Annotated in this window: 26 protein-coding genes; 15 read left to right on the forward strand and 11 right to left on the reverse strand. The window is 33.3% G+C overall.

All coding sequences use genetic code 11. The features are described from left to right. Window positions 1–148 precede the first annotated feature (148 nt). On the forward strand, window positions 149–397 hold the full coding sequence (locus MODO_RS05780; protein ID WP_006263662.1) for a hypothetical protein: 249 nt from the start codon (window positions 149–151) through the stop codon (window positions 395–397). A gap of 10 nt (window positions 398–407) precedes the next feature. Here the strand turns inward: MODO_RS05780 and MODO_RS05785 are convergent, their stop codons facing one another. Continuing rightward, window positions 408–776 (reverse strand): winged helix-turn-helix transcriptional regulator, encoded by a 369-nt coding sequence (locus tag MODO_RS05785; protein WP_006260142.1) that lies wholly within the window; start codon window positions 774–776, stop codon window positions 408–410. A gap of 102 nt (window positions 777–878) precedes the next feature. On the opposite strand from MODO_RS05785, the gene MODO_RS05790 reads away from it, so the two are divergent. The 5 genes from MODO_RS05790 to MODO_RS05805 all read left to right on the forward strand — a co-directional run bounded on the left by MODO_RS05790 (window position 879) and on the right by MODO_RS05805 (window position 4,371). Further along, complete coding sequence (locus tag MODO_RS05790) at window positions 879–1,409, forward strand: NAD(P)H-dependent oxidoreductase (RefSeq protein WP_006265376.1); 531 nt, start codon at window positions 879–881, stop codon at window positions 1,407–1,409. 18 nt (window positions 1,410–1,427) lie between these two features. Continuing rightward, window positions 1,428–2,216, forward strand: coding sequence for a PhzF family phenazine biosynthesis protein (locus MODO_RS05795; RefSeq protein ID WP_006261303.1), 789 nt, complete (start codon window positions 1,428–1,430; stop codon window positions 2,214–2,216). Between the two features lie 217 nt (window positions 2,217–2,433). After that, entirely contained in the window at window positions 2,434–3,252 is an 819-nt protein-coding gene (locus MODO_RS05800) for a GLPGLI family protein (protein ID WP_006260145.1), read from the forward strand. A gap of 88 nt (window positions 3,253–3,340) precedes the next feature. After that, window positions 3,341–3,478: a hypothetical protein gene (locus tag MODO_RS19445; protein ID WP_006263660.1), complete on the forward strand. Its 138-nt coding sequence runs from the start codon at window positions 3,341–3,343 to the stop codon at window positions 3,476–3,478. Window positions 3,479–3,606: 128 nt separating this feature from the next. Next, window positions 3,607–4,371: a hypothetical protein gene (locus MODO_RS05805; protein WP_039329608.1), complete on the forward strand. Its 765-nt coding sequence runs from the start codon at window positions 3,607–3,609 to the stop codon at window positions 4,369–4,371. A 176-nt stretch (window positions 4,372–4,547) separates the two neighbouring features. Here the strand turns inward: MODO_RS05805 and MODO_RS05810 are convergent, their stop codons facing one another. Continuing rightward, on the reverse strand, window positions 4,548–5,546 hold the full coding sequence (locus MODO_RS05810; RefSeq protein ID WP_006265374.1) for an OmpA family protein: 999 nt from the start codon (window positions 5,544–5,546) through the stop codon (window positions 4,548–4,550). 215 nt (window positions 5,547–5,761) lie between these two features. Here MODO_RS05810 and MODO_RS05815 point away from each other — a divergent pair, with 215 nt between their 5' ends. Continuing rightward, complete coding sequence (locus tag MODO_RS05815; protein ID WP_039329606.1) at window positions 5,762–6,316, forward strand: lipocalin family protein; 555 nt, start codon at window positions 5,762–5,764, stop codon at window positions 6,314–6,316. A 180-nt stretch (window positions 6,317–6,496) separates the two neighbouring features. Next, a complete protein-coding gene (locus MODO_RS05820) occupies window positions 6,497–7,186 on the forward strand; it encodes a hypothetical protein (RefSeq protein WP_039329604.1) in 690 nt (229 codons plus the stop codon). On the opposite strand, the gene MODO_RS05825 is transcribed toward MODO_RS05820, so the two are convergent. Further along, window positions 7,176–7,859, reverse strand: coding sequence for a CPBP family intramembrane glutamic endopeptidase (locus tag MODO_RS05825; protein ID WP_039329602.1), 684 nt, complete (start codon window positions 7,857–7,859; stop codon window positions 7,176–7,178). The two genes, MODO_RS05820 and MODO_RS05825, sit on opposite strands and share 11 nt — an antisense overlap. Window positions 7,860–8,093: 234 nt before the next feature. On the opposite strand from MODO_RS05825, the gene MODO_RS05830 reads away from it, so the two are divergent. Together MODO_RS05830 and MODO_RS05835 are read left to right on the forward strand one after the other, a co-directional pair. Then, on the forward strand, window positions 8,094–8,714 hold the full coding sequence (locus MODO_RS05830; RefSeq protein WP_039329600.1) for a hypothetical protein: 621 nt from the start codon (window positions 8,094–8,096) through the stop codon (window positions 8,712–8,714). A 20-nt stretch (window positions 8,715–8,734) separates the two neighbouring features. Continuing rightward, on the forward strand, window positions 8,735–9,340 hold the full coding sequence (locus MODO_RS05835; protein ID WP_039329599.1) for a tetratricopeptide repeat protein: 606 nt from the start codon (window positions 8,735–8,737) through the stop codon (window positions 9,338–9,340). A 3-nt stretch (window positions 9,341–9,343) separates the two neighbouring features. On the opposite strand, the gene MODO_RS05840 is transcribed toward MODO_RS05835, so the two are convergent. After that, window positions 9,344–9,892 carry a GNAT family N-acetyltransferase gene (locus MODO_RS05840; protein ID WP_006260155.1) on the reverse strand — a complete coding sequence of 183 codons (549 nt, stop codon included), beginning with the start codon at window positions 9,890–9,892 and terminating at the stop codon, window positions 9,344–9,346. Window positions 9,893–9,977: 85 nt separating this feature from the next. Between MODO_RS05840 and MODO_RS05845 the strand changes: the two genes are divergently transcribed. Further along, window positions 9,978–10,229, forward strand: coding sequence for an NAD(P)-dependent oxidoreductase (locus MODO_RS05845; RefSeq protein ID WP_073144796.1), 252 nt, complete (start codon window positions 9,978–9,980; stop codon window positions 10,227–10,229). A gap of 102 nt (window positions 10,230–10,331) precedes the next feature. On the opposite strand, the gene pstB is transcribed toward MODO_RS05845, so the two are convergent. The 4 genes from pstB to MODO_RS05865 are packed head-to-tail and all read right to left on the reverse strand — an operon-like array spanning window position 10,332 to window position 13,649. Further along, complete coding sequence (pstB, locus tag MODO_RS05850) at window positions 10,332–11,078, reverse strand: phosphate ABC transporter ATP-binding protein PstB (RefSeq protein ID WP_006260157.1); 747 nt, start codon at window positions 11,076–11,078, stop codon at window positions 10,332–10,334. Continuing rightward, window positions 11,068–11,925, reverse strand: a complete 858-nt coding sequence (gene pstA, locus MODO_RS05855; protein WP_006265368.1) for a phosphate ABC transporter permease PstA — start codon at window positions 11,923–11,925, stop codon at window positions 11,068–11,070. The genes pstB and pstA overlap by 11 nt, the downstream gene beginning before the upstream one ends. Next, entirely contained in the window at window positions 11,915–12,805 is an 891-nt protein-coding gene (gene pstC, locus MODO_RS05860; RefSeq protein ID WP_006260159.1) for a phosphate ABC transporter permease subunit PstC, read from the reverse strand. The genes pstA and pstC overlap by 11 nt, the downstream gene beginning before the upstream one ends. A gap of 1 nt (window position 12,806) precedes the next feature. Further along, window positions 12,807–13,649 carry a substrate-binding domain-containing protein gene (locus MODO_RS05865; RefSeq protein ID WP_006260160.1) on the reverse strand — a complete coding sequence of 281 codons (843 nt, stop codon included), beginning with the start codon at window positions 13,647–13,649 and terminating at the stop codon, window positions 12,807–12,809. 706 nt (window positions 13,650–14,355) lie between these two features. On the opposite strand from MODO_RS05865, the gene MODO_RS05870 reads away from it, so the two are divergent. Genes MODO_RS05870 through MODO_RS05885 form a run of 4 tightly spaced genes read left to right on the forward strand, consistent with a single transcriptional unit; the run spans window position 14,356 to window position 20,938 of the window. Beyond that, window positions 14,356–17,613 carry a SusC/RagA family TonB-linked outer membrane protein gene (locus tag MODO_RS05870; protein WP_006260161.1) on the forward strand — a complete coding sequence of 1,086 codons (3,258 nt, stop codon included), beginning with the start codon at window positions 14,356–14,358 and terminating at the stop codon, window positions 17,611–17,613. A gap of 9 nt (window positions 17,614–17,622) precedes the next feature. After that, on the forward strand, window positions 17,623–19,359 hold the full coding sequence (locus MODO_RS05875) for a RagB/SusD family nutrient uptake outer membrane protein (RefSeq protein ID WP_006260162.1): 1,737 nt from the start codon (window positions 17,623–17,625) through the stop codon (window positions 19,357–19,359). Continuing rightward, entirely contained in the window at window positions 19,353–20,234 is an 882-nt protein-coding gene (locus MODO_RS05880) for an endonuclease/exonuclease/phosphatase family protein (RefSeq protein WP_006260163.1), read from the forward strand. Before MODO_RS05875 ends, MODO_RS05880 begins: the two co-directional genes overlap by 7 nt. Then, entirely contained in the window at window positions 20,189–20,938 is a 750-nt protein-coding gene (locus tag MODO_RS05885; RefSeq protein ID WP_006260164.1) for an endonuclease/exonuclease/phosphatase family protein, read from the forward strand. Before MODO_RS05880 ends, MODO_RS05885 begins: the two co-directional genes overlap by 46 nt. A 320-nt stretch (window positions 20,939–21,258) precedes the next feature. Here the strand turns inward: MODO_RS05885 and MODO_RS05890 are convergent, their stop codons facing one another. The 3 genes from MODO_RS05890 to MODO_RS05900 form a co-directional block, all read right to left on the reverse strand. Next, window positions 21,259–22,446 carry a calcium:cation antiporter gene (locus tag MODO_RS05890; protein WP_006260165.1) on the reverse strand — a complete coding sequence of 396 codons (1,188 nt, stop codon included), beginning with the start codon at window positions 22,444–22,446 and terminating at the stop codon, window positions 21,259–21,261. A gap of 676 nt (window positions 22,447–23,122) precedes the next feature. Continuing rightward, window positions 23,123–24,088: an LLM class oxidoreductase gene (locus MODO_RS05895; RefSeq protein ID WP_006260166.1), complete on the reverse strand. Its 966-nt coding sequence runs from the start codon at window positions 24,086–24,088 to the stop codon at window positions 23,123–23,125. A 77-nt stretch (window positions 24,089–24,165) separates the two neighbouring features. Then, window positions 24,166–24,465, reverse strand: a complete 300-nt coding sequence (locus MODO_RS05900) for an ArsR/SmtB family transcription factor (RefSeq protein WP_006260167.1) — start codon at window positions 24,463–24,465, stop codon at window positions 24,166–24,168. Window positions 24,466–24,542: the final 77 nt, after the last annotated feature.

Here is a 24,542-nt window from a genome sequence, read left to right on the forward strand (position 1 = left end):
GTTTTATTGGTTGTTATGTAAAGTGTTTGTTTGTAGTTAGGATATTCTTTTATAGATAGTTATTTTAATTGAATACTTTAAAAAGAGTGTAACAAATTATTATATTGAACTACTTATTAGCTAGATAAGATATTAAATACTAAAAAAGATGAATAAGGCAGATTACACAAATTACACTACTGAAGAATTAAAACAAAAAGAAAAACAGTCAAAAGTATTAGCTGGTTTATTGGTAGGGATGCTTCTTGTTCTCTTGGTGTTCTTGGGATATAGAGCTTTGACAAAAGGCTTCAATGCTTTAATAGCTGTTCCTTTTGCACTTTTGCCAATTGTGATAAACTTATTCACTACTGCTAAAAATATTAGAAAAGAGATAGAATCTAGACAAGAGAAATAACTTGCTATGTTTATTTAGTTTCTTCTTCAAGGTTTTTATGCTCAGCTCCCCATTTGCCTAGAGCTTTAATAATGGGAGCTAGTTTTAGACCTATAGGTGTAAGTTCGTATTCTACTCGTGGCGGAACTTCTGGATATATAGTGCGGATAATAACCTTATTCTCTTCTAATTTGCGTAGTTGAAGAGTAAGCACTCTTTCTGTAATATTTGGTAATACCTTTTTAATCTCTCCAAAACGCATCTTCCCTTCAAGTAAATAACAACAAATAGCCATCGTCCATTGCCCTCCAATTATACTTGTGGCATATACCTCATTACATTCATTTTCAAGGGCTTTTTTGTTTTCGAAGTGAGTAGAAGTCTCCTTAATTTTGGTCATACTTACTTTTTTGATAGTATCTAACAATTGGGCGCTAAGGTACAAAAAGCTGTTTGAACTCCCTATTTTTGCAGTAGTAATAACGATTAATGCTAAGAAATGATGCGTACATTAGTGATCTTAATCCATCCTAATTTTGGAGAATCTATTGTAAATAAGTTATGGTTAAAGGAGTTAGAACAATCTCCTGAACGATACTTTATTCATAATTTACACAGTGAATATCCTGACGGAATACTTGATATTCAAAAAGAACAGGAATTGATAGAATCCTATGATCATATTGTATTTCAATTTCCCTTTTACTGGTTTAATTGTCCTCCTTTGTTTAAAACGTGGTTAGATGAAGTACTGACTTATGGTTGGGCTTATGGTAGTCAGAGTGGTTATAAGATGAGTAATAAGAAAATAGGATTAGCTATAACAGCTGGGATTGATGAGCAGGAATATAGTGCAGATGGAAAGTATAAATATACTCTAGAACAACTGTTAGCCCCTTTTGAAGTAACCTTTAATTACATTAAGGCTGACTATCAAGGATTCTATGCATACTATGGTATAGAGCAGGATAGCTCAGTAGAAACCATCAAAAACAGTGTAATTCCTTACGTACAATTTATAGAAACAATATAATATTTTAAAAAGTAGATAATGACATTAGAATTATATCAAATAGATGCCTTTACAGAACATATTTTTCATGGAAACCCAGCTTGTGTTGTACCCTTAAAAAGTTGGTTACCTGACGAGGTATTATTTAAAATAACAAGAGAGAATGCGGTTGCAGAGACAGCATTCTTTATTGATAACGGAGATAGTATTCATTTGAGATGGTTTACTCCTGAGATAGAAATGGACTTATGTGGTCATGCTACATTGGCTACAGCACACTGTCTATCTAGTATATTAAACTATCCAAAGGACAGAATTGTATTTGACACCAAAAGTGGTGAGCTAATCGTAGAGGTTAAGGACGGAATGTACTATATGGATTTTCCTTCAAGAATGCCAGAGGCTTCATCATTACCTGATGTTATTGCTAAATCACTTAATATACAGCCTAAAGAAGTTTTTAAATCTAGAGATTATATCTTAGTCTATGAGTCAGAGGAAGAGATAAAGAATATTAAAGTGAATCAATCTGTATTAGATTTAATCAACCTAGACCCAGGGGGTGTGGTGGTAACATCAACAGGGGTAGAGAGTGATTTTGTTTCTAGATATTTCACACCTCAGTCTACTATTCTTGAGGATCCCGTAACTGGATCAGCACATTGTTCTCTTATTCCATTCTGGTCATCACGATTAGGCAAGCATATACTTTTTGCAAAGCAAATATCAGAAAGAGGTGGTGAGTTATACTGTGAAAATAAAGCCGAAAGGGTAATCGTAGCTGGTAAAGCAAGAGTTTATTCTAAGGGACAGTTTGGGATAGAATAATATAACTCAAAAGAGGATAAGTAAAGCTTATCCTCTTTTGTATTTTAGGGGGAGTTTACTGATTATTAACAGTCTATTTCTTAATGACAGATGGAGATTAGTTCTAGATTGTTATCAAGGCAATAAAATCAATATTAAATATTTAGGAGGTAATTAGAAGTTTTTTTATATGTTTACTAGTCTAGTAACAAACACTTAAAAAAACTAAATATTTATCATGAAAAAACTTTGTCTTATTTTAACCTTAGCATTGGTAGGTAACACTTTTGCACAAGAGTCTAATGATTCTATTGCTGTCAGTAGATTCTTTTATAGCACAAAAATCTTAAAGGATCCTCAAAAAACAGATCAGATAACGGAAGGGGTAGCTATTCTAGATATTAATCAAAGTAACTCTCGTTTTACTGATTATGGAAGCCTACAGCGAAGTGAGTTTATGACAATCTCGAAGACAGATAAATCATTGTCTAGAATGGATATAATGAATAAACTAAGGCAGTTTAAATCTGGTTTTGCTTGGTCTATATATAGTAATGCTGATGAAAATAAGTTTTATCTTGAACAAAATAGACAAAAGTATTATTATAAAGAGGATAAAAATAGTATCAAATGGACAATTGCTCCTGAAGTAACTCAATGGGAGGGATATAAGGTACAAGAGGCTACAACAAGCTACGGTGGACGTGTGTGGTATGCTTTATTTACAACAGACATTCCTGCCTTAAATGGCCCTTATAAGTTTAATAATCTACCGGGGTTTGTAGTTAAGGCATGGGATGCGGCAGGAGAGTACGCTTTTGAATTTACCAACAGCCAAAATATAAAATTAGCTAAGGATGCTTTAGATGGATTAGCTAATTATGAAGAGGTGTCTAAAAAACAAGCTAAGAAAGCAGATAAGGTTTTTTATAATAAAACAGCTGTAGATTTACTGATAGAGTTAAATCCTGGAAATGCAAAAAATATAGATCAATATCCAGCAGGGATGAAACAGAAACTGATCTTAAGTAGTAATCCTATAGAAAAAGATTTTTAATTAAATCATATTTATTACTGATGGAAGTAATGCTGATTGATAGGAGTATGATAACTTTGCACTAAAGTATATAGTAATACAGATAACAATGGGAAGAAATACACCTGCCAATAGAAAGGCTGTCAAGGATAAAATAGACAAAAAGAAGAAGAAAGAACAGGAAGCAGCTGTTAAGCGAAAAACACTTCTAAAAGAAATAGTGAACCAAATGGCTAATAAGAAGTAGTTTTTGGACATAAAATATAAAGCCTATATCAAAGGGATTACTATTGATATAGGCTTTTTTATGCTTACTAGCTATAATTTTTATAAGAATAGATTATCTTAGATAAGGTATTAATAAAGAGTAATAATATGAAACAAGTTTTAACCTTACTTATCGCTTTGTTTAGCATGATGTCTGTTTATGCAAAATATGGATCGTTTGGCTTAAGTACTTTCCCTAATGGATCGACCATTAATCAGAACGCTATCTTTATGATAGAGGGCTATGCTGACAGTCAATCAATCATTAAAGCGCTTAATAAGGAATATCCCATATATCTTAAAAGTGGGGATAAGATAGTGCCTTTAATTGTGACAGAGACTTACGTAGGTAGTTTTAATTTGACACAAGCTATCTTAAAGCCTGAGAACGAGTTAGAGGCAGGCCTTGAATATACCTTAGTAATTGATAATCTACCTCAACATGACAAATTAGAAAGACGTAATACAGAGTCGGGTGAATATGAAGCCATAAAGTATAAGGTATTGCCTACTGTAGATACTGATAAACCTGTGGTTGCTTCTAAGCCTAAGATAGAAAAGAAAGAAAACGTTATGTATGGATGTGGTCCTTCTTCTAATGTGATATTTTCTAATCCTGCCAAAGATGATTCAGAGTTCTTAGTAAAGACTACAATGAAAAATGTAAAGACAAAAGAAGAAACTACTTATTATTTAGTTGCTTATAAAGATACTATTAGTGTAGGGCATGGTATGTGTTCAGGGGCTTTTAGTTTTAAAAGAGATAATGATTATGAAATAGAGTTTGCCTTTATGGATAGTTCTGGTAATATAACAGAATGGGAAGGAAAGCGAATTAAGTTTAGTCCTCCTACGTTTAAGGGAATATTTTAATGTATTAGAAATAGGTAATTACATATTATATTCTGTTAGGACACATGATACAAATATATAATATGATTTTAATACGATATTCAGATAGAACGACCTGCAGCATATGCATTAAGACATGCCCCAAAAGTGTCTAACTTATTGGAGCATGTTTAAAGGAGGGCACTATTGATATAGTCTTATTTTACTCGAATTAATTCGACTCTTCTGTTCTTAGCCTTATTGCTGTCCGAGTCATTAGCAACTAATGGATTCTCTGCACCCAAACCTTTAGCGGATAGTTTCTCTTTAGCGATGCCTTGTTTTATTAAAGCATTCATTACTGCATTAGCTCTATCGGTAGATAGTTTTTTGTTGTGAGATGCTTCTCCTGTATTGTCTGTATGTCCTTCAATTGAAATCTTTAAAGAAGGATCTTTCTTTAAGGCAACTGCTATTTCATCAACTGTTTTTTCTCCATCTTGAGTAAGTGTAGACTTATCGATATCAAAGTTGATATATAAGATAGATTTACCTTTCTCTGTTAGGTCTTTTACTATTTCGTCTGCTGTAATTTTAGTAATTGTCTGCTGTAGGGCTTCTTCTTGTAAGATATTAAGCTTACCACCTGCATTATTAGCAGTGTATTGGATATAAACGTTTCCTTGATTATGTGTACGGATAATATAAAGTTTAATTAATTCTCCAGTATATCCGATATCTCCTTCATCTCCTTTATTCGGATCTTGTTTATTATAACGTTCATATTCTTCCCCTGTGATTTCTCCTTCAAAAACTTTTACTGCTCCTATAGAATTTAAATAATCCTCTAAGCTTTTTTCAAAGTAGCGTTGAGAAAACTCTTCCCCTGCTACAGCAGTTACATTAGTTTTATACAGTTTTCCTTCAATAGGAATCATTACTCCATCAATAGGGAAGTAACATACATCAAAGTTTTTCTGAAATGGTTTGTTCATTTCTTTTAATCCTTTAGGTAAGGTAAAGAATGGGAAAGTACCTATATCTGCTTTGCTATAAGCTATATCTTCAATATTAAATCCAGCTTTAGGTGTGTCTATTTCTTCAACATTTGTTGAGGTTTGTTCAGTTGTTATTTCGGGGTTATTTTCTTCTTTGTTCTTTTGGTTACAAGACATAACGATTAATGCCATTGCTAATAAAAGTGTGGTTTTTTTCATGATCTGAGCTTTTGATTCGATTATTGTTGTTTTTTGACAATTCAAAAATCGGTAAAAAAATGATAGATAGGATATTAAATTTTAAAAAGGAATGAAAACTTAATATAGATAGACCTTTTTATTCAATAATAAATATTGTTTAAAATAATTCTAAATAATATAGTTGTATTAAAAGTAGTTTTTTTATTTTTGATAAAACTCAAAATGTACTAATTATGAATTACTTTATCCGTTTCAGTTTATTATTCTTTTGTGCAACCTTCTTAATATCGTGTAATAATAGTGATATTCCAGAGAAAGCTATGCCAGTTACTAATTTTGATGTTGACCGTTATTTGGGAACGTGGTATGAGATAGCGCGTTTTGACTTTCGATTTGAAAAAGATTTGAATAATACTTCAGCTCAGTACAGTCTAGATAAAGATGGGAATGTAGAGGTTCTTAATAGTGGATATAATTACGTAGGGAAGGAGTGGTCTGTAGCAAAAGGAGTAGCAAAGTTTAGAAAAGATAAAGGAACAGCAGCTTTAAAAGTTAGTTTCTTTGGGCCTTTCTATTCTGGTTATAATGTCATTGCTTTAGATGAAGATTATCGATATGCTTTAATAGCAGGGAAGAATCTTGATTATTTATGGATTCTATCTAGAGAAAAAACTTTGCCTGAAGATGTGAAAGTAAAGTATTTAGAAATTGCTAAAGAAGTTGGATATGATACTAGCAAGCTTATATGGGTAGAGCATGATAAGAACAATAATCCCTATTTAAAATAATAAGAAGAGTATTCTCTAAAGAGACTTTATAGATATAGCTTAGGAATATGTAAGTTACGTTTATTATTAACACAGTTGTGATTATCTAACCATTATTTACTGTAGGATATGTTTTTTTAAATATATATCGTTATATTACAAGTAGGGTACAAATGATAATGTAATAAAACGTTTAAATCTATGACTATATATAGTTATCACTTAGTGAAAGTATCTTTATGGATGAGACTAAAATTGCTATTTAATTCACATAGATTAAAGAGACAAAAGGGTTTATTACACATAGAAGTAATGTCTAGCATGGTGTTAGGTTCTCCTATTTTTTCCCTATCCAGATTAAAATTTAGGCATGTAGTTATATTTGCCCAATGGGAAGATGAGTGTGTATTAGATTATTTTTTAATCCATAATAAGGTTGGTAGAACACTTGCAAAAGGAGAGTATTTCAAGTTAAAATTAATTAGACAATGGGGCAATGTCTCAGGGTTTGTACCAGAGGAGCTAGAGAGTATTAGTGAAGACCAATCTGCTTCAGTTGTAGCAGTTACAGTGGCTAGGATGAAGTTCTTACAAATACCAAGGTTTATTAAATGGGGAAGACCAGTAGAGATGTTGGTACGGGATCACCCAGGAGTACTATTTGCTACAGCATCTATTGGTTTTCCACATACAGTCTCTACTTTCTCTCTATGGAATACACAGAAAGATATGTTAGACATGGTCAAGGGACATGGCAAAGTAGATGAACCTAACCGTCATATAGATGCGATGAAAGAAAGAGAGCGAAAGGACTTTCATTATGAGTTTACGACTCTTAGGTTTAGTGTTATTTCAGCATCTGAGAAGTGGGGTAGTAAGGTTAAAGAATAAAGGAGATATAAAAGCACTGTACAGCTACATGGATATAGTTCAAGAATATATGGATTATAGTACAATATAAGATGTTACGATTAGTAATCTTAGAGATATACCCAAAGAAAAGGGACACAACGAATACTTGTACAAAAGCTAGTATGGCATTAGGTAACAGCATAATATAAAAGAAGCCTAAGTGTGCAATAGTCATTAGTACAGCCGTGATGATGTTACCTGGACTGATACTTTTAGTAGAAGGTTTGATGTATTTATCAATGTAGTTTTGGATTAGCCCTCTGTATAAAACCTCTTCTCCTAAAGCTTTTATTGGAAAACATATCAGGATAAAGAACCAAATCTGATCTAAGTATTCATGATGTATATCTGATGAATCTGATAAGAATATCTGTAGACTATTAACTACTAAAAAAATAACAGCAAACAGACTAGTGTATTTGATTAGGTTTTTCTTAGACTTGCTGTCTATGTTTAGTTTTAAAGAAACGCGAATAGGTAATGTATGTTTCTTGATAAAAAGGATACTTAGAATAATTAAAGGAACAGAGGCTAGTACTGATTGATACTCTGTATTGTCAATAAAGCTTAAAGACAAATAGGTAGCTGTAATAACAGTATATAATAAAAAATATAATAGAATCGGATAGATAAGTTTATTCTGTATCTTCATAATAATTGTTTAGTTAGTAGTGTTTTTCATTATCTTTACTAAGATAGAGATAGTTTTTTCTGTAAAGTAATGTAAAAGAAAGAATTGTATAGTGTTTTTTAATATGAGAGTTTGTTTTTTATTTTTCTGTCTATTATTTAGTAGTATAGATAGCTTTGGACAATATAGTACTAATGATCAATTAACGATGAATGGACAAATCGTATAAAATATTATACAATAAATAGGTTCAAAATGAATTATACTTATCTTTTATATGGTGTAGTAGTATGGTTGGTTATAAGTGTCGTGATTAGAACGATAAGTAGGACCTCTAATAAGGTAGTAGCCCCATCCATTAAACCTTCTCCCTTTGGAATCGAGTTAATAGAGAATGGTTTTCTTCAATATGCAAATCCTGAGTTAATCAATTCCTTGGAGTTAGATATTATCGAGTCATTCTATATTCACGATGATGAGACCTATAAGTTCGCTCATATTGATGCAGAGGAAATGGCAGAGTTTAACTTTGATTTCTTTCTTCCTCAATTAAATGCAATACTTGGAAAAAGGGCTTTTGAACTAGAGGTAAAAGTAGCAGATGATTATGAATATACTCATGATATTATTATTAACGATAAAAGAATTAACTTATATACACAGTATGATTTAGATAATGACTTGATCTGGGATACTTCAGTAAGAAATTTCTTTAAGGAAGTAAATGCTATACTAAAGTTTAACTTTATAAAAGAGAGATTTTACTTGATATCAGGAGGACACGACTTATCAACGTTGTTACTGACGGATAAAGAGTTTCTAATTATTATGGAATACTTTAAAGATAATCCTAATGAAATTCCTTATAGACCATAATAGAATAAAAACTACTTATTATGAAAGTAAGAGAGTTACATATTGATTCAGAAGTAAAAGTATTTGTTGTAGTTAATAAAGACAATGAAGATGTGCTTGAGTGGGAGGTTGAAGCTACTCAATATGCTGTATTACCAGATGAAGAAGGGAATTTTTTTGTCAAAGGATTAGAGATTTCGAATAGTGGTATAGCTGAAGTATATGTAGGAATGATACTTCCTGAACGAATAAGTGAAATAGCCCTTAAAAATAATGTATTAGGTCAATTGACAGTATTAGAATGTATTGAGACGAGTAGTAGTCAGTATCTTCCTTCGGTAGCTAGTGAGTGCTATGGAGATTATGAGTTGTATTATGTTAGATCAAATCCAAAAATAGGAATAGAGGTATTAGAAGAAGGTCTTAAGCAATCTGATAATTATGGAGCTATTGCTGAAGATTTAGGATATATTTATCGAGATGAACAATGTATTCATGAAGCTATAGAAGCTTTTAAGATTAGCGAGGAGATAGGAGTGTCCTCTTGCTATATTTATAAAGAGTTAGCGGATTTATATGACGTGCTTGGTAATACTCCAATGAAAGAAGAGTATAACCTTAAGTATATTGAAAATGGAGGTCTATAGTATCTACCTCAACGCTATCCACATACTCATATTATCATAGTACCTATCATTGTCCTTAATAAAGTTAGGTATAATACTTAATTCTTTAAACCCTTGTTTTCGGTATAATGCTATTCCTGCCATATTCTCCGTATATACCTCTAATGTGAGTATCTCAAGTGTATTATTTCTTTTAGCCCATTCTACAGCACTACTTAATAATGCTGTTCCTAATCCTGTGTTTCTCCATTCTAGTAATATTCCCATTCCTAATACAGCCGTATGCTGTAGTGTCTTTCTATGCTGCCCTGTAAGATCTAAATTTCCTATTAGTTGCCCATTGTGTTCTGCCACTAACATTATAGAATTATCAGTACTATTTAGTTTCTCAATCCAAGCTTCTATTTCTGCTACAGTCTTATTAAAATCACTACTAGTAATAGGAATATACTCTGAGGTGTCTAAGTATTGTTTGATAAGATCTAATAATGCACTAGCATCATTTGAGCTTGCAAGGCGAATAGTTACTTGTTTATTGTTCTTTAAAGAAGTCGTTATAGGGGTAAATAGCATACTTAAGTCAGTTAGAATAGAGGTGACAATATAGGAATAAGTAGAATAAGACACAACGTTAAGATATTCTAATGGAGCAAAATTAATCGAACGCGGAGCATTGTTTAATGTGCTTCAGAGTAGGCAGAAGCTATTAGTCGGAGTAGATGTCTATGAGCAAGAGCCTATCTATGATACTAATTATGAGTTACTACATTTTGATAATGTTGTATGCACACCTCATATAGGGTATGTGGAAGAGTCTAGTTATGAATTATATTTCGGAACAGCTTTCGAGAATGTGGTCAGTTATATTAAGGGTACACCACTTTATATTGCTAATCCAGAAGTCTTGTAAATAAAAAAAACGGATACCCTTATAAGGTATCCGTTTTTACTCTAATAAGTCAGACTTATTGATGACGAAGTAGGTAAGTGGTCTACTTGGCATTTTTATTTTTTATCCGAAAACACCGTTGATATAATTCTTAGTCATTTCGTGTTTAGGATTCTCAAAGATATCTTGTGTCAAACCGCTTTCTTTTACTTCACCTAGATACATAAAGTAAGTTTGATCAGCGATACGCTGTGCTTGTTGCATATTATGTGTTACAATAGCGATTGTATATTTCTCTTTTAAATGAAGAATAAGTTCCTCTATTTTAATTGTACTTACAGGGTCAAGTGCAGAACACGGTTCATCCATTAAGATTACTTCCGGACGAAGTGCTACAGCTCTTGCTATACACAGACGTTGTTGTTGTCCTCCTGATAAGCGATGAGCTGGCATCTTTAAATCATCTTTTACTTCATCCCATAAGAAGGCTTCCGTTAATGCTTTTTCGATTACACTTTTATCATGAGGTAGATTATTAATCTTTAGACCATAAGCAATATTGTCATAGATGCTTTTCGGAAAGGGATTCGCTTTTTGGAATACCATCCCGATGCGCTTTCTAATCTCTGTTACAGGTATAGTCTTAGAATAGATATCCATATCTTCTAACTTGATAGTTCCATTTATTTTAGCATATGGAACTAAGTCGTGCATACGGTTAAAGCTTCTTAGTAAAGTACTCTTACCACAACCAGAAGGTCCGATAAGGGCAGTTATTTTATTTTCTTCGAATTCTACACTTACATTTTTTAAAACTTGTTTGCTTCCAAAGCTAATATTTAAGTTCTCAGCAGATAATTTAGTTTTCATTTTTTCTGAATTTATAACGGATATAAAATGCGCTTAAGTTTAATAGGAACACTACGATAATCAACACTAATGCTGTTCCATAAGCGATAGGTCTTACTTCTTCTATTGACTGATGTTGCGTCGATAGCATATATAAGTGATAAGGCAGAGCCATAAACTCCTGGTTTAGGTATCCATTCGTATCACTGATATAAAACGCAGCTCCTGTGAATAAGATGGGAGCTGTCTCTCCTGCTGCTCTTGATAGGGTTAATACTACACCTGTTAGAATACCTGGTACTGCAGAAGGAATCACTACATCTTTAATAGTCTCAAATTTAGTAGCTCCGACTGCTAGTGCTGCTTCTCTTGTACTATTTGGTATTTGCATTAATGCCTCTTCTGTAGTTGTGATAATATATGGAAGTGATAATAGTCCTAATGTTAATCCAGCAGCTAGTAAAGAAGTTCCTAGAGATAATGTTTGAACAAATAAGGCTAATCCGAATAGTCCATAGATAATAGAAGGAACACCTGATAAATTACGTATAGCTGCTCTAATCGTTCTAGTCAGCCAGTTGTTTTCTGCATATTCATTTAAGTAGATCGCACAGAATACACCGAATGGAATACTGAATAAAGCCGTGATAAGGGTAATAAGCACTGTACCTATAATCGGTGTAAGAATACCTCCTTTAGTCATTCCTTCTTTAGGAATAGTAGAGATAAACTCCCAAGACAAACTTCCTATTCCCTTTGTCACAATCTCTAGGATGATTACAACAAGGAAAAAGCACACGATAAGAGTAGTTCCTACTAATGTTCCCCATTCTACGATAGAGGATAGTTTTAGTTTATTATGCTGCATGGTATTTTCTTAATCTATTTATAAAATATTCTCCTACTAGGTTTGCGATAAGTGTCATGAAGAACAAGACTGTCGCTAGAGCGTATAACCCATAGTAGTGTGTAGTTTGATAAGGAACTTCTCCCATTTCGATAGCGATAGTCGCCGTCATTGTTTTTACAGAATCAAAGAATCCAGTAGGTATTAACGCCGCATTACCTGTTGCCATTAGTACAGTCATGGTCTCTCCGATGGCTCTACCTACTCCTAACATGACTGCCGAGATAATACCTGGAGCTGCTGCGGGAAGGATTACTTTGCGAAGAGTCTGCCATTTAGTAGCGCCTACACCATAGCTTGCTTCTTTATATGTTTTTGGTACTGCATGTATAGCATCTTCTGCAATCGTAATAATAGTAGGTAGTGCCATTATCGCTAGTAAGATAGCTCCATTTAGGGCATTAAGACCATTAGGTAAACCTGCCATATCAGCTAAGCCAGGGCTTACCACTACAATTCCTAAGAAACCAATAACTACTGAAGGAACTGCAGCTAACATTTCTATAGCTGGTTTTAAAATATTCTTTAGTCGTGTACCAGCGTATTCAGATATAAATGCAGCTGTACCAATTCCTAGAGGAATAGCGATAAGCATCGCTCCTAAGGTTACTATGGTAGTACTTAGTATAAGAGGGAGCATTCCATATACAGGGTTCTTTGCTGTAGGATTCCATTCCATCCCTGTGATAAAATCAAGGGGCTTTACATCCATAAAGAAGGAAATAGAATTGTATATTAACATGGCTAATATTCCTCCTAATAAACAAAGCACTAAAAGACCAGTCGCTTTAAAGATGTATTTAAAAGTAACATCTAATCCTATTCTAACGTTATATTTCATATTATGGTCGTTCTATTATATAATAACCGTGTTCTTTGATCAGTTGTTTTCCGATCTCACCGTTTTCAAAGTCAATGAATGGTTTTACCTTTTCCCACGAATCTTCTAAGATGAACTGATACAGTGGTCTCTGGAAGAAGTATAGACTGTTATTGATTGCATTGGAGTCTATAGGAGAATAAGCTTGTGAAGTAGGAGTTTCTTTAATACTCAATATCTTTACAGTAGGATTAGTAGCTGTCTCGTGAGAGATATAACCTGCACCTACATAGCCTATCCCAGATTTGTCCGTTTTAATACCTTCTAAGATTTGAGCATTTCCTGTCATTTCTTTAGCTGCATTAGAAAACTCTATCTTTAGCTTCTTCTTAATAAAGGAGTGTGTACCTGAGCTACTCTGACGTCCATAGATATTAATAGGTAAGTCTACAGAAGTAAGTTCTTTCCAATTGGTGATTTCTCCTTTCATTATTTTAGCTAAAGTTTCAAGATCTATTTCTTCTATAGGTAGATCCTTATGTACTACAAAGGCAGTAGCATCTTCAGCAAATATGACAGTACGAAGCTTTATATTCTTGTTTTCGAACTGTGCAATCTCTTTGTCTGATAAAGGGCGAGAAGAATTAGCGATGTCAGCTTGACCATTTAGTAAAGAGGTAATACCAATACCAGAACCACCACCAGAAATAGCAATACTAAAGTCAGAATCTATTAGAGTGTATTTCTCTGCTAGGTTTACTGCTAAATTTACCTCTGTGTCAGAACCTTTCATCTTGATAGAATGATCCTTGTCTCCACAGGAAAGTAATAATAAAGAAGAAAAAATAACTAGACTTTTTCTCATAGATAAATAGTGTTTTTTCATTGAGACAAAGTACCTCTGTGATTGTGACCTATAGGTTACTGGTATGTTATCAAAGGGTTAAGGAGGGTTATTTATTAATAATATAACAGATGTGACAAAAAATCAGTTATCTCTTATTAATGATAGGGGTAAATATTGAAAGTTAATAATTTTTTAGGGACTTTCTCATTTTGCGCAATGAAATTGCAGTATTGATTAAACTTTTTAATGTTACTATAAGGTTAATATTTAAGGAAGGTTAAACATAGGTAAATAGAATCCCACTTTATTCCTTTACAAATCCTACACTATTACTTAAGAAAGCATCTTCAATAAAATAGAAGTAAAGTTCTAATTCTCTTTCATGACATAAGGTTTATCTATTTACTTAAAATGAGAACCATCTTTAACACAATAATTTACTTTATAAATACACTGATTTAATTAGTGAAAATACAACTATTTGTTAAAGTATAATGCTCTATTTGAATGTTATGTTTTTAAAGAGTTTAAAAGAAATAATCCTAAGGTGATATTTGATTTATTTAAGTTTATAGGCATTTTACTATTGTTATCTTATTGTTTTAAATAGATTAAGGGATTGTTGTTTTGTAGTAATTACTTAATGTTTATTTAATTCTTTACAATGCAAGCTAAAGAATGATTGGCAGTACGTTTAGAACATAAAAACTAAACATTTGTAATTATGAAGAAATTTAAGGTCTGTTGCTACATAGCATTCCTATTTTATTCAGGTTTTCTTGTCGCTCAAGAAAGTAAACCACCAGTAAGTTCTCCTCTTATTTCTATTGTCATAGAACAGGATGAGACTTTAGGAAAAGTAGTAACAGAATTAGCGAGCAAAGTTGCTGCTAAGGTGAACATTGAGGATTCTACTTTAAAAGAGACTCCTTTAATCGCCTATGAAGGCAAGGCTGCTAGACTTCAGGATATACTAGAAGTAATCGCTATGCAGACGGGGTATACAGTGAATTATGCCAATGGGGTAATTACAGTAAAGAATGACCAATTCAACACACATTTAGAAGACATCACTCTTGTGGCTATTGGTTATGGAGACAAAAAGAAGCAGAATATTACTACCTCTGTAACAGAAGTAGATACTAGAGCTTTAAAAAACAGGCCTCTTTCTAACGCTGTGTCTGCTTTACAAGGAACTACTCCAGGTTTAAACATTACCAATTCAAGTGGTAAAGAAGATGCTGAAGCGAATATTAATATTAGGGGATTTAACTCTGTTAATGGAGGTGGACCGTTAGTATTAATTGATGGAGTAGAAGGAAGCCTTTCTAATATTAATCCAGATGATATCGAAAGCATAAGTGTATTAAAGGATGCTGGTGCCGCTGCAGTATATGGTGCTAGAGGTGCCTTTGGGGTAGTGCTTGTTAAAACAAAGAACCCAGGTGTAGGAGAAATAAAGGTAAGTGTTAACTCTACGATGAATATACTTTCTCAAACGCAAAATACGGACTTTGTAACTGATCCTTATTTAGCGGCTAAGATTGTTGACCAAGCTTTTATTACAGGTAGTGGGCGAAGTTATACAGGGTATAACGAATACGATTATGAACAATTAAAAGCAGTCTCAGAGAATCCTGCATTAGCTCGTGTTGAAATCCAAAATAGAAATGGCCGTGATCAATATGTACATTATGGTAGTACAGATTGGTGGAATTACTTCTGGAAGGATACGAGATATTCTTATATCAATGATATCAGTATTTCTGGAGGAAGCGAAAAGGTCAAAGGTTATTTTTCGTATAGAAACTATTCTGCGGATGGATTATTGAAAGTACAGGATGATAAGTATAAGAAAAATAACTTAAGAGCTAAATTTGATATTAAAATTAATGATTGGATTAGTTTTAGTACGAACAATCAGTATTTTAAATCTTCTGACTTAGTACATGGTGGAACACAGTATGGATGGAGAGATCCATGGACAAGTGAAATGTTGGTACACGCTTTACCTTCTTATGTTCCAGTGAATCCTGATGGAGGAGCGCTATGGCGTACTGAGTTAAATAATTACACTATCGGAGATGGATATTTTGCGTCTTTACTACATGGTAAATCAAATAGAACTGCTGTAAGAGATGAGTTTTCGACGATTAATGCATTTCATTTTAAACCACTCAAAAACTTAGACGTTCACGCTAGTTATGCTTACAAGAAAAATACTAGAGATATTAACGAACGTTCTACTTTAATTCCATATTCTATTCTTCCGAATCAGATTCAATACTTTGGAGAGAATAAATTGAATGTAAATGAGACCATAGAGGATTACAATGCTCTAAATATTTATGGACAATATCGTTTAGACTTTGGAGATCATAATTTTGATTTCATGGCAGGATATAACCAAGAATATTTTAAAAATGATAATAGAATCATGAGTATTCAGAACCTAATCTCTGATGATTTAGATAATCTAGGTTTAGGATCTTCTAATCCTACTGTAGTTGGTAGTGCTTATGAATGGGCTTTAAGAGGGTATTTTTATCGATTCTCTTATGATTATGCAGGGAAGTATCTTTTAGAGCTTAATGGTCGATATGATGCGACGTCTAAATTCCCTAGTGAACAGAGATGGCAATTCTTTCCCTCTGTTTCTTTGGGATGGAATGTTGCGAATGAACCTTTCTTTAAACGCACATTCGGTTTTTGGAACCAATTTAAGATACGTGCTTCTTATGGAGAGTTAGGTAACCAAGCTATAGGTGCTTATGCTTATATTCCAACATTGAATAAAGCTATTGATAAGGGGTATGCATTAGATGGAGCATTGTTAGAGTATATGCAAGCACCTTCTTTAAACCCGAGAGACATTACTTGGGAGACAGTAGCTACTTCAGATATCGGTTTTGATCTAGGTTTTTTCCAAAATAAACTGAATGTTAGTTTTGATTATTTTCAAAAGGACATAGATGGGATGTTAACCAAAGGTAGAACACTACCAGGTGTATTAGGAACAGAATCTCCACGCGAAAATGCCGCTGATCTAAGAACTAAAGGATTTGAAGTCTCTTTGGGATATAATGATTCGTTTAAATTAGCAGGTAGTGATTTTAATTATTCTGTATCAGCAGGTTTATCTGATTCTAAGACCAAGATTACGCGCTTTGATAACCCTACAGGGTTACTGACAGATTATTATGTAGGTATGGAATTAGGAGAGATTTGGGGATATTCAGTAGAAGGATTGTTCTCTAGTCCAGAGCAAATCGCTAATCATGCAGATCAATCTCGTGTATCTGCTCATATCATAGCTAATGGAGGACTACAACCTGGAGATGTTATGTTTAAGGATTTAAATGGAGATGGTATAGTAAGTGAAGGAGCAAATACTTTAGAAAATCATGGAGATATGCGTAAGATCGGAAATACAGCTCCTAGGTATCAGTATAATTTCCGTTTAGCATTTGATTGGAAAGGAATTGATTTTTCTGCATTCTTCCAAGGAGTAGGAAAACAAGATTGGTATCCTGATACGGATAGTAGAATGTTCTGGGGACCTTATAACAGACCTTATAATTCATTTATTCGTCAAGATTTAGCGAATGATATTTGGACTCCAGAGAATACAGATGCCTATTTTCCACGTCTAGTAGGATATACATCATTAGGAAGTAATAGACAGTTAGGTGTACAGAATGATCGTTACTTACAAGATATTTCTTATTTACGTCTAAAGAATATTACATTAGGATATTCTCTTCCACAGGATCTAGTAAAGAGAGTAAAGATGGATAAAGTAAGAATTTATGTGAGTGGAGAGAACCTGTTTACATTTACTAATTTAACGGATTATATCGATCCTGAAGCAGCTAGTAATTCTTTTGACTTTAATAGTCCAAACTCTGCTCGTAAGCGCACTAATGCACAAAGTTTTCCATTCTCCAAAATTATCTCTTTTGGGGTACAACTTAATTTCTAAACAATTAATATGAAAAGATATAAAATACTTGCCATACTCTTGGCAGCAGGATTTTTGGGTTCTTGTAGTGAAGATTTCTTAGAGAGAGATCCGATATCGTCTGTGACAAGTGAGAACTTCTTTAAAAAAGAAAGTGACTTAATTCTTTTTACTAATTCTTTTTACAGAATGTTTCCAACTACCTCTATATATAATGGTGATTATAGAACCGATAATATTATTCAAAATATTTTATCTGATGAAATGAGAGGAGGGAGAGTCGTACCTCCATCTGGAGGCGGATGGTCATGGAATAATTTGAGAGATATTAACTATTTCCTAGTCAATTTTGAAAAGGTAGGAGACGAGGCTCTTATTAAACATTATGGAGGAGTAGCGAGATTCTTTAGAGCTTATTTTTACTTCGAAAAAGTGACGCGTTTTGGAGATGTGCCATGGTATGATTATTTATTAACGGCAGAGGATGAGGCCGCTTTACAAAAGCCACGTGATCCACGTAAGCTAGTGGTAGATAATATGTTGAAAGATTTGGATTACGCAATCGAGAATATGCGTTCTACTAAAGATGTATATAGAGTATCTAAATGGACTGCTCTTGCCTTAAAAGCGCGTATAGGCTTATATGAAGGAACCTATATGAAGTATAGAGGCTTACCTGGATATGAGACTTATTTAGAACAAGCTTATCAAGCAGCAGAAGTATTAATAAAAGAATCTGGTTATAAAGTTTTCTCTACAGGAAATCCAGATAAAGATTATCAGAATTTATTTGCTTCTCATAAGGCTATTGGTGATGAGATTATTCTTGCTAGAGAGTTTTCTACAGAACTGAATGTTCGTCATAATGTGAATTACTATACAGTAGCAGCTTCGTATGGTAGACCATCTATGCCAAAAGATTTGATTAATAGTTACTTAATGAAAGATGGTAGCCGTTTTACAGATCGTTCAGATTATAATAAGATGTTATTCCAAGAAGAAGTAAAAGATAGAGACTTGAGATTGAGTCAGACTATACGTACTCCTGGTTATACCAGAATTGGAAGCACTATTCAGCTAACACCTGATTTTTCTGCAGCTACTACAGGTTATCAGTTAATTAAATATGTCGCAGAAGCACAGTACGATACGAATAATGCATCTATTGTTGATTTGCCACTATTTAGATTTGCAGAGGTTTTATTAGTATATGCGGAAGCAAAAGCAGAATTAGGAATTATTGATCAGAGTGATTTAGATCTATCTATAAATATGCTTAGAAAGCGTGTCGGAATGCCTGATATGGTAATGGCAGAAGCAAATGCAAAACCGGATGCTTATTTAGCTAAACAATATGTAAATGTAAACGGAGCTAATAAAGGATTACTATTAGAATTAAGACGAGAGAGACGTATAGAGTTATTTATGGAAGATCATAGATGGGATGATATTGTACGTTGGAAAGAAGGACAAAAGTTAGTTCAGAATATTGAAGGAATGTATTTTAATGGCCCAGGTAAATATGATTTGGACAACAATGGTAAGACAGATATTTACCTATACGAAGGCTCTAGACCAACAGAAAACGTACAAGGAGTCTATTATGCTAAACTAGGATCTGATATTCATTTAAATCAAAATAATAGTATAGATCCATTTCCTAATAATAAGAATAGAACATGGAATGAGAATAAAGACTATTTATACCCTCTACCTATACAAGAACTTCAGTTAAATACGAATTTAAAACAAAATCCAGGATGGTAAGATCTATATTACTAAGCGTCCTATTTATAGGGACTAGTATTTTTGCTCAAGAGAAAGAGCCTCAGACTTTAAAGGCAATGACTTTTAACATTAGGATGGATACTCCTAATGATGGTATAAATCAATGGAGCAATCGAAAAGAATGGGTTGCAGAAGTTGTCTTTTTTAATGATGTGGATATTGTTGGTATGCAAGAAGTACTTCATAACCAGTTAGTCGATTTAGAAAATTTACTTCCACAATATGACTATGTAGGAGAAGGAAGAGAAGGGGAAACGAAAGGAGAGTACAGTCCTATCTTTTACCTAAAGGATAGGTTTAAAGTTTTAGAAAGTGGAACATTTTGGTTATCAGAAACACCTTATGAAAAGGGAGTTAAGTCTTGGGATTCTTCTTTACCTCGTATAGCTACATGGGCTCGTTTTGAAGATAAAAAGTCAGGAAAAACATTTATCCATCTAAACACCCATTTTGATCATAGGGGTAAAGAGGCTCGTCAACGAAGTGTTGAAGTTATTAATCAGGAATTAGCTAAAATCACTAAAGGAGAAACAGTGGTATTCACAGGTGATTTTAATTTACCTCCAACAGACTTACCTTATCAGAAGATAATAGAATCAAAGTTTGTCGATACTAGAGATGCAGCAATGTATCGTTCAGAATTAGGTTATACGCATAATGCTTGGAAAATAGAAGCTCCTAAATCAAGTAGAATTGATTATATTTTCTTGAGAGGGTTTGACTTAGCTCCTATTAAGTATAGAGAGCTAGATATTCAGCGAGGACCTTTATTTGCCTCTGACCATTATCCAGTCTTCACAGAGTTTAGATGGGTAGAATCAACTACCAAAGCATCAAAAAAAAAAGTGAAGTAAGAGTTCTTAATTACAATGTACATCATTTTGCAGCAGCTTATGATAGCTATCATAAGATAGATCTTAATTCATTAGCTGCTGTAATCTTAAGAGACGAAGTAGATATCGTTACTTTACAAGAAGTAGATGTACATACTATGCGCTCAGGTCAATATTTAAATCAAGTAAAAGTTTTAGCAGAAAAAACAGGAATGTTTTATGCTTTTGGTAAGACAATAGATTATGAAGGGGGCGATTACGGCATTGCTATCCTGTCTAAATTTCCTATTGTAGAACAACATTTCTATAAGTTACCTTTTGTGGATAACAAGGAAGAAAAACGAAGTTTATTAGTATGTAAAATAGATGTAGGTGAGGCACAAATGATAAATATAGGAACAACTCATCTGTCTAGCTCTAATGAACAAAGTCGTGTATTACAAACGAAACGCATAGCAGAATTACAAAGAGAGTCTGCTTTTGATTTTCTGACAGGGGATCTTAATGCAGAAATAAATTCTAAATCAGTAGAACAACTTAAAACGACTTTTGATTTAGAGACCCGATTTATGAATCAGATGACTATTCCAGCTTATAAAAGCGATAAGAAAATAGATTTTATGATTAGATCAATTAATAGTACAATAAAAATCATTCGTCAAGATACTTATCAGATGAATGCATTATCAGATCATAATTTAATGATTAGTGATATTACCTTATAAAGTACTTTAGTATAGTCACAAACAAAAACACTCCTTATAAGCATAAGGAGTGTTTTTTTATTAAATTAAGGTTGCTTAAATAAGTAATAACTTTGCTCGAACCAATTAGCTTAGCTTCCTTAATTTAGTCCAGAATCTGTAAGTAAACTTATCAGCAAAAAGTAAGTATACACAATAGGTCTGAATTAGTGATAAAAACATACTAGAGTATTGTCTGTGAACTAATGCAGAAGTGATTATATAGAATCTCCTTGTAGAGTAAGCTACTGTAGGATCTAGATTAGTCTTTCCACCAATGATTTTTGACAAGAAATACGTTATTATGGATAGAAAATAAGCAGTGTAAATACAGCAAATAATACTAAGTGCATAATACCCATGATAGGAGTAGTACGTTTGCCTAAGAAAGTCATTAGGCTTAATAATAGGGTGATCACGAATAGAATAGTTTCTGTACTATTCATCCCAAACAATACTGTTTTGCCTGTAATTAACCCAATGATTAGTACAGAAGGCACAGTTAATCCTACTGTAGAAACGAAGGCACCATGGCACAGGTTGATAGCGCGTTGAAACTCATTGTTTAATGCTGCTTTTACTGCCGTCATTGACTCTGGGGTGAACACGATGATGGCAACTAACACACCTCCTAATAGAGTAGGGAGGTTAGCGGCTTTAATCCCGTAGTCTACTACTACAGCCATATTATGAGAAAGAAGCACGATAGGTAATATCATCCCGATTAGGATAATAGAACGTATCCATATCTCTCCTTTATTCCCTGCAGAAGTTTGGTGCTCATCTGTAGATTGAATATCTGCAATGCCTCTATCTTTATATGGAATTTCCATTGACCCTTTTTGAGGTTGTACATAGAGATGTCTATATCCTTTCATCTGAAAGAACAAGAATACAGCATAGAGAATAATAATAAATACAGCCAAGACAATAGCCTGTGTATCACTAAACATCCCTCCACCAGCACCTTGAATGAAGTTAGGTAACATTAACCCGATACCTCCTAGCATAATGATCATTGCTAAGTAAGACATTGTTCCCTGTGCATTATATTCTTGTTCACCATACTTTAGTCCACCTAATAGAATACACAGCCCTATTACTAGATTCATAATGATCATCATTACAGAGAAGATCGAATCCTTTCCAATAGTTGGGTTTTCTCCAGGGCCTAACATTACGGCAGAAATTAAAATTACCTCTATTGATACAATCGAAAGAGTAAGAATCAATGTTCCGAAAGGTTCACCTAATTTATGAGCGAGTTCATCCGCTTCTTTTACTACACCAAAAGCAGCTCCTACTATCGTAAATAGTAAGATCAAGAAAATACTAGTAGCTAATAGAGGGGATAGACTATCTCCAGTAATAGAACTTCCGAATAACATAAATAAGATGACAATCAACCATACCACAGCTAATCGAATTCTTGTTTTCGTTGGAAAAATACTCGCAAAGGATAACCCTTTGTTTACATTGTCTTGTGTCATAATCAATCTCGTTTTTTAACAGGTCAAAATTACCATCTCTATAAATTTAATAATTTATCATTTGATAAAAAAAAGTAGTTGATATGTTAAACCCAGATTCCGCATTAGCCAAATACTACAAAGCAATTCTACTTCACATCTCTTTCATTAGTTCTAAAACCATACTGTAGTATGCTTTACTCACTAATTCAGAGCTATTTTGTATAATTACTTTTCGTCTATATGTCTATCGCGGAATTTGGGTTAAAAGTGAAGTGCTTTTAGAGTGTAAGGGTACTTCTTTTTTTGCTATGATGATATAGGTGTGGCTTCTTATAAAGCTTGTATGCTATATTAGTTAGTATCTATCAAATTTTGAAAATACTTTACTACTCATTGCAGATGAATGTTTGTTTACTAAAGGGTAAGTTCATAATCAGTCCGTTATTTTGTGCAAAAAAACGGACTCACTACGGACTCATAACGGACTCACTACGGACTCAAACCGATTCGTTAAAGTAATTTATTGAAAGAAATGGTTATAGTAAATAGGCTAGAAGAAGATAAATAATTTATATAAAACGATCTTATTATTTATGAAATAGATCGAATTATAAAGTAGTTACGAGAAGGTAGCTACTTTATAATTTCTATGCTTAGTACACATTATAAAAGGTAAATGGTGTTAATTACGATACTAGTAGTTAAAATAAGGTAGTACTTCCTTAGCCAATTCATCAAGAGTTTCTCCTATATCTCGTTTTCCAAACTGTATACCTATAGCAGCATGATTTACACCTATTTCTTGCCATTTATGTAAAAGCTCTATAAGTCCTAATCTACCTGTTTTAAGAACAAAACCTCCTCTTAATGGGGTTCTAGGATAGTGAGGATCTTCATCTAACTCTATCCATTCATTTGTCATATGCGGTTTAAATGTTCCATTAGGAATTAAATCTCTAAAAGCTTTTATTTTTTGTTCTAAGTGTAAGGTATCCTCATTCGTAGTAGTAGGTCCTGGATAAGTAATCCAACCATCAGCATGAGTAGCAATCCAATCTAATGACTGTTGACTAGCACCTGTTACTAATGTAGGAATATGCTTATGCAGAGGTTTAGGGACTAAGTCTAGGTTTTGCATTTGCGTAATACTAGAGTTTATTTTAGGAGAGTCTGTAGTATGTAAGGTTTGCATATCCTGAAGAACTTCTCGGAATAATTCTCCTCTTCTTTCAAAAGATTTATTAAAAGCAGGAAACTCAGCATAGCGATCACCAGATCCAACACCTAGCAATAAGCGACCATTAGAAAACTGATCTATAGATGCTGTCGTCTTTGCCAATGAAATAGGGTGGTGTAAGGGCAATACTATACTCGCTGTACCAAGGGCAATATTTGTAGTCTGACCTGCTATATATGCTAGATAAGAAAGAGGATCATATACTTGTCCTACATCTCTAAAACTGGGGTCATACACAGGTATGTCTCTAACCCATAAAGCTGCGAAACCGCTAGTGTCTATCTGCTGTATATACTTTAGGTGTTGATTAAAAATGGCGATATTATTATTATATACCTGTAAAGGTAAAAATATACCCAAGGATAGTTTTCCTGGTGTGAAGACCTTATTGAAAGTCTTGTGGTTTTTAAAAATATTATTCATTGTTATAGGTATTTAGATATCTAGAATTATAGATATGTTGTAATATAATACTTTAATGATTGAATTGTATAGTATTGTTATAGAGTGTTTTGAATATAATTGGCTAACTCAGCAATTTTATCTTCATTGCGTTTATAGTAAGTCCATTGTCCATTTCTAGTAGAAGTAAGTAGTCCAATATTTACCATATTCGTTAAATAAGCTGAGGTGGTAGATTGAGAAAGACCTGCTTTTTTTTGGATAACACTCATGCATACCCCAAACTCGTGTACTTCAGGTTCGATGTCTTCTAGTTCAAAGAAATCGTGTGGAGTCTTAAGCCATTTTAGGATTTGTACTCTGTGTTCGTTTGATAAAGCTTTAAATAGTTCAGTCATTTCTATATATCGAGAATTTACGATACAAAGGAAATGAAAATATTTGAATTAATAAAGTATTTGTTTGCACTATATCT

It is taken from the genome of Myroides odoratimimus, from assembly GCF_001485415.1.
GTDB lineage: Bacteria > Bacteroidota > Bacteroidia > Flavobacteriales > Flavobacteriaceae > Flavobacterium > Flavobacterium odoratimimum.

Bases quoted from the DNA above. Each gene is read 5' to 3' on its own strand.
- MODO_RS05780 (WP_006263662.1), top strand. From the start codon at position 149: ATGAATAAGGCAGATTACACAAATTACACTACTGAAGAATTAAAACAA.
- MODO_RS05785 (WP_006260142.1), bottom strand. From the start codon at position 776: ATGACCAAAATTAAGGAGACTTCTACTCACTTCGAAAACAAAAAAGCC.
- MODO_RS05790 (WP_006265376.1), top strand. From the start codon at position 879: ATGCGTACATTAGTGATCTTAATCCATCCTAATTTTGGAGAATCTATT.
- MODO_RS05795 (WP_006261303.1), top strand. From the start codon at position 1,428: ATGACATTAGAATTATATCAAATAGATGCCTTTACAGAACATATTTTT.
- MODO_RS05800 (WP_006260145.1), top strand. From the start codon at position 2,434: ATGAAAAAACTTTGTCTTATTTTAACCTTAGCATTGGTAGGTAACACT.
- MODO_RS19445 (WP_006263660.1), top strand. From the start codon at position 3,341: ATGGGAAGAAATACACCTGCCAATAGAAAGGCTGTCAAGGATAAAATA.
- MODO_RS05805 (WP_039329608.1), top strand. From the start codon at position 3,607: ATGAAACAAGTTTTAACCTTACTTATCGCTTTGTTTAGCATGATGTCT.
- MODO_RS05810 (WP_006265374.1), bottom strand. From the start codon at position 5,546: ATGAAAAAAACCACACTTTTATTAGCAATGGCATTAATCGTTATGTCT.
- MODO_RS05815 (WP_039329606.1), top strand. From the start codon at position 5,762: ATGAATTACTTTATCCGTTTCAGTTTATTATTCTTTTGTGCAACCTTC.
- MODO_RS05820 (WP_039329604.1), top strand. From the start codon at position 6,497: ATGACTATATATAGTTATCACTTAGTGAAAGTATCTTTATGGATGAGA.
- MODO_RS05825 (WP_039329602.1), bottom strand. From the start codon at position 7,859: ATGAAGATACAGAATAAACTTATCTATCCGATTCTATTATATTTTTTA.
- MODO_RS05830 (WP_039329600.1), top strand. From the start codon at position 8,094: ATGAATTATACTTATCTTTTATATGGTGTAGTAGTATGGTTGGTTATA.
- MODO_RS05835 (WP_039329599.1), top strand. From the start codon at position 8,735: ATGAAAGTAAGAGAGTTACATATTGATTCAGAAGTAAAAGTATTTGTT.
- MODO_RS05840 (WP_006260155.1), bottom strand. From the start codon at position 9,892: ATGCTATTTACCCCTATAACGACTTCTTTAAAGAACAATAAACAAGTA.
- pstB (WP_006260157.1), bottom strand. From the start codon at position 11,078: ATGAAAACTAAATTATCTGCTGAGAACTTAAATATTAGCTTTGGAAGC.
- pstA (WP_006265368.1), bottom strand. From the start codon at position 11,925: ATGCAGCATAATAAACTAAAACTATCCTCTATCGTAGAATGGGGAACA.
- pstC (WP_006260159.1), bottom strand. From the start codon at position 12,805: ATGAAATATAACGTTAGAATAGGATTAGATGTTACTTTTAAATACATC.
- MODO_RS05865 (WP_006260160.1), bottom strand. From the start codon at position 13,649: ATGAGAAAAAGTCTAGTTATTTTTTCTTCTTTATTATTACTTTCCTGT.
- MODO_RS05870 (WP_006260161.1), top strand. From the start codon at position 14,356: ATGAAGAAATTTAAGGTCTGTTGCTACATAGCATTCCTATTTTATTCA.
- MODO_RS05875 (WP_006260162.1), top strand. From the start codon at position 17,623: ATGAAAAGATATAAAATACTTGCCATACTCTTGGCAGCAGGATTTTTG.
- MODO_RS05880 (WP_006260163.1), top strand. From the start codon at position 19,353: ATGGTAAGATCTATATTACTAAGCGTCCTATTTATAGGGACTAGTATT.
- MODO_RS05885 (WP_006260164.1), top strand. From the start codon at position 20,189: ATGGGTAGAATCAACTACCAAAGCATCAAAAAAAAAAGTGAAGTAAGA.
- MODO_RS05890 (WP_006260165.1), bottom strand. From the start codon at position 22,446: ATGACACAAGACAATGTAAACAAAGGGTTATCCTTTGCGAGTATTTTT.
- MODO_RS05895 (WP_006260166.1), bottom strand. From the start codon at position 24,088: ATGAATAATATTTTTAAAAACCACAAGACTTTCAATAAGGTCTTCACA.
- MODO_RS05900 (WP_006260167.1), bottom strand. From the start codon at position 24,465: ATGACTGAACTATTTAAAGCTTTATCAAACGAACACAGAGTACAAATC.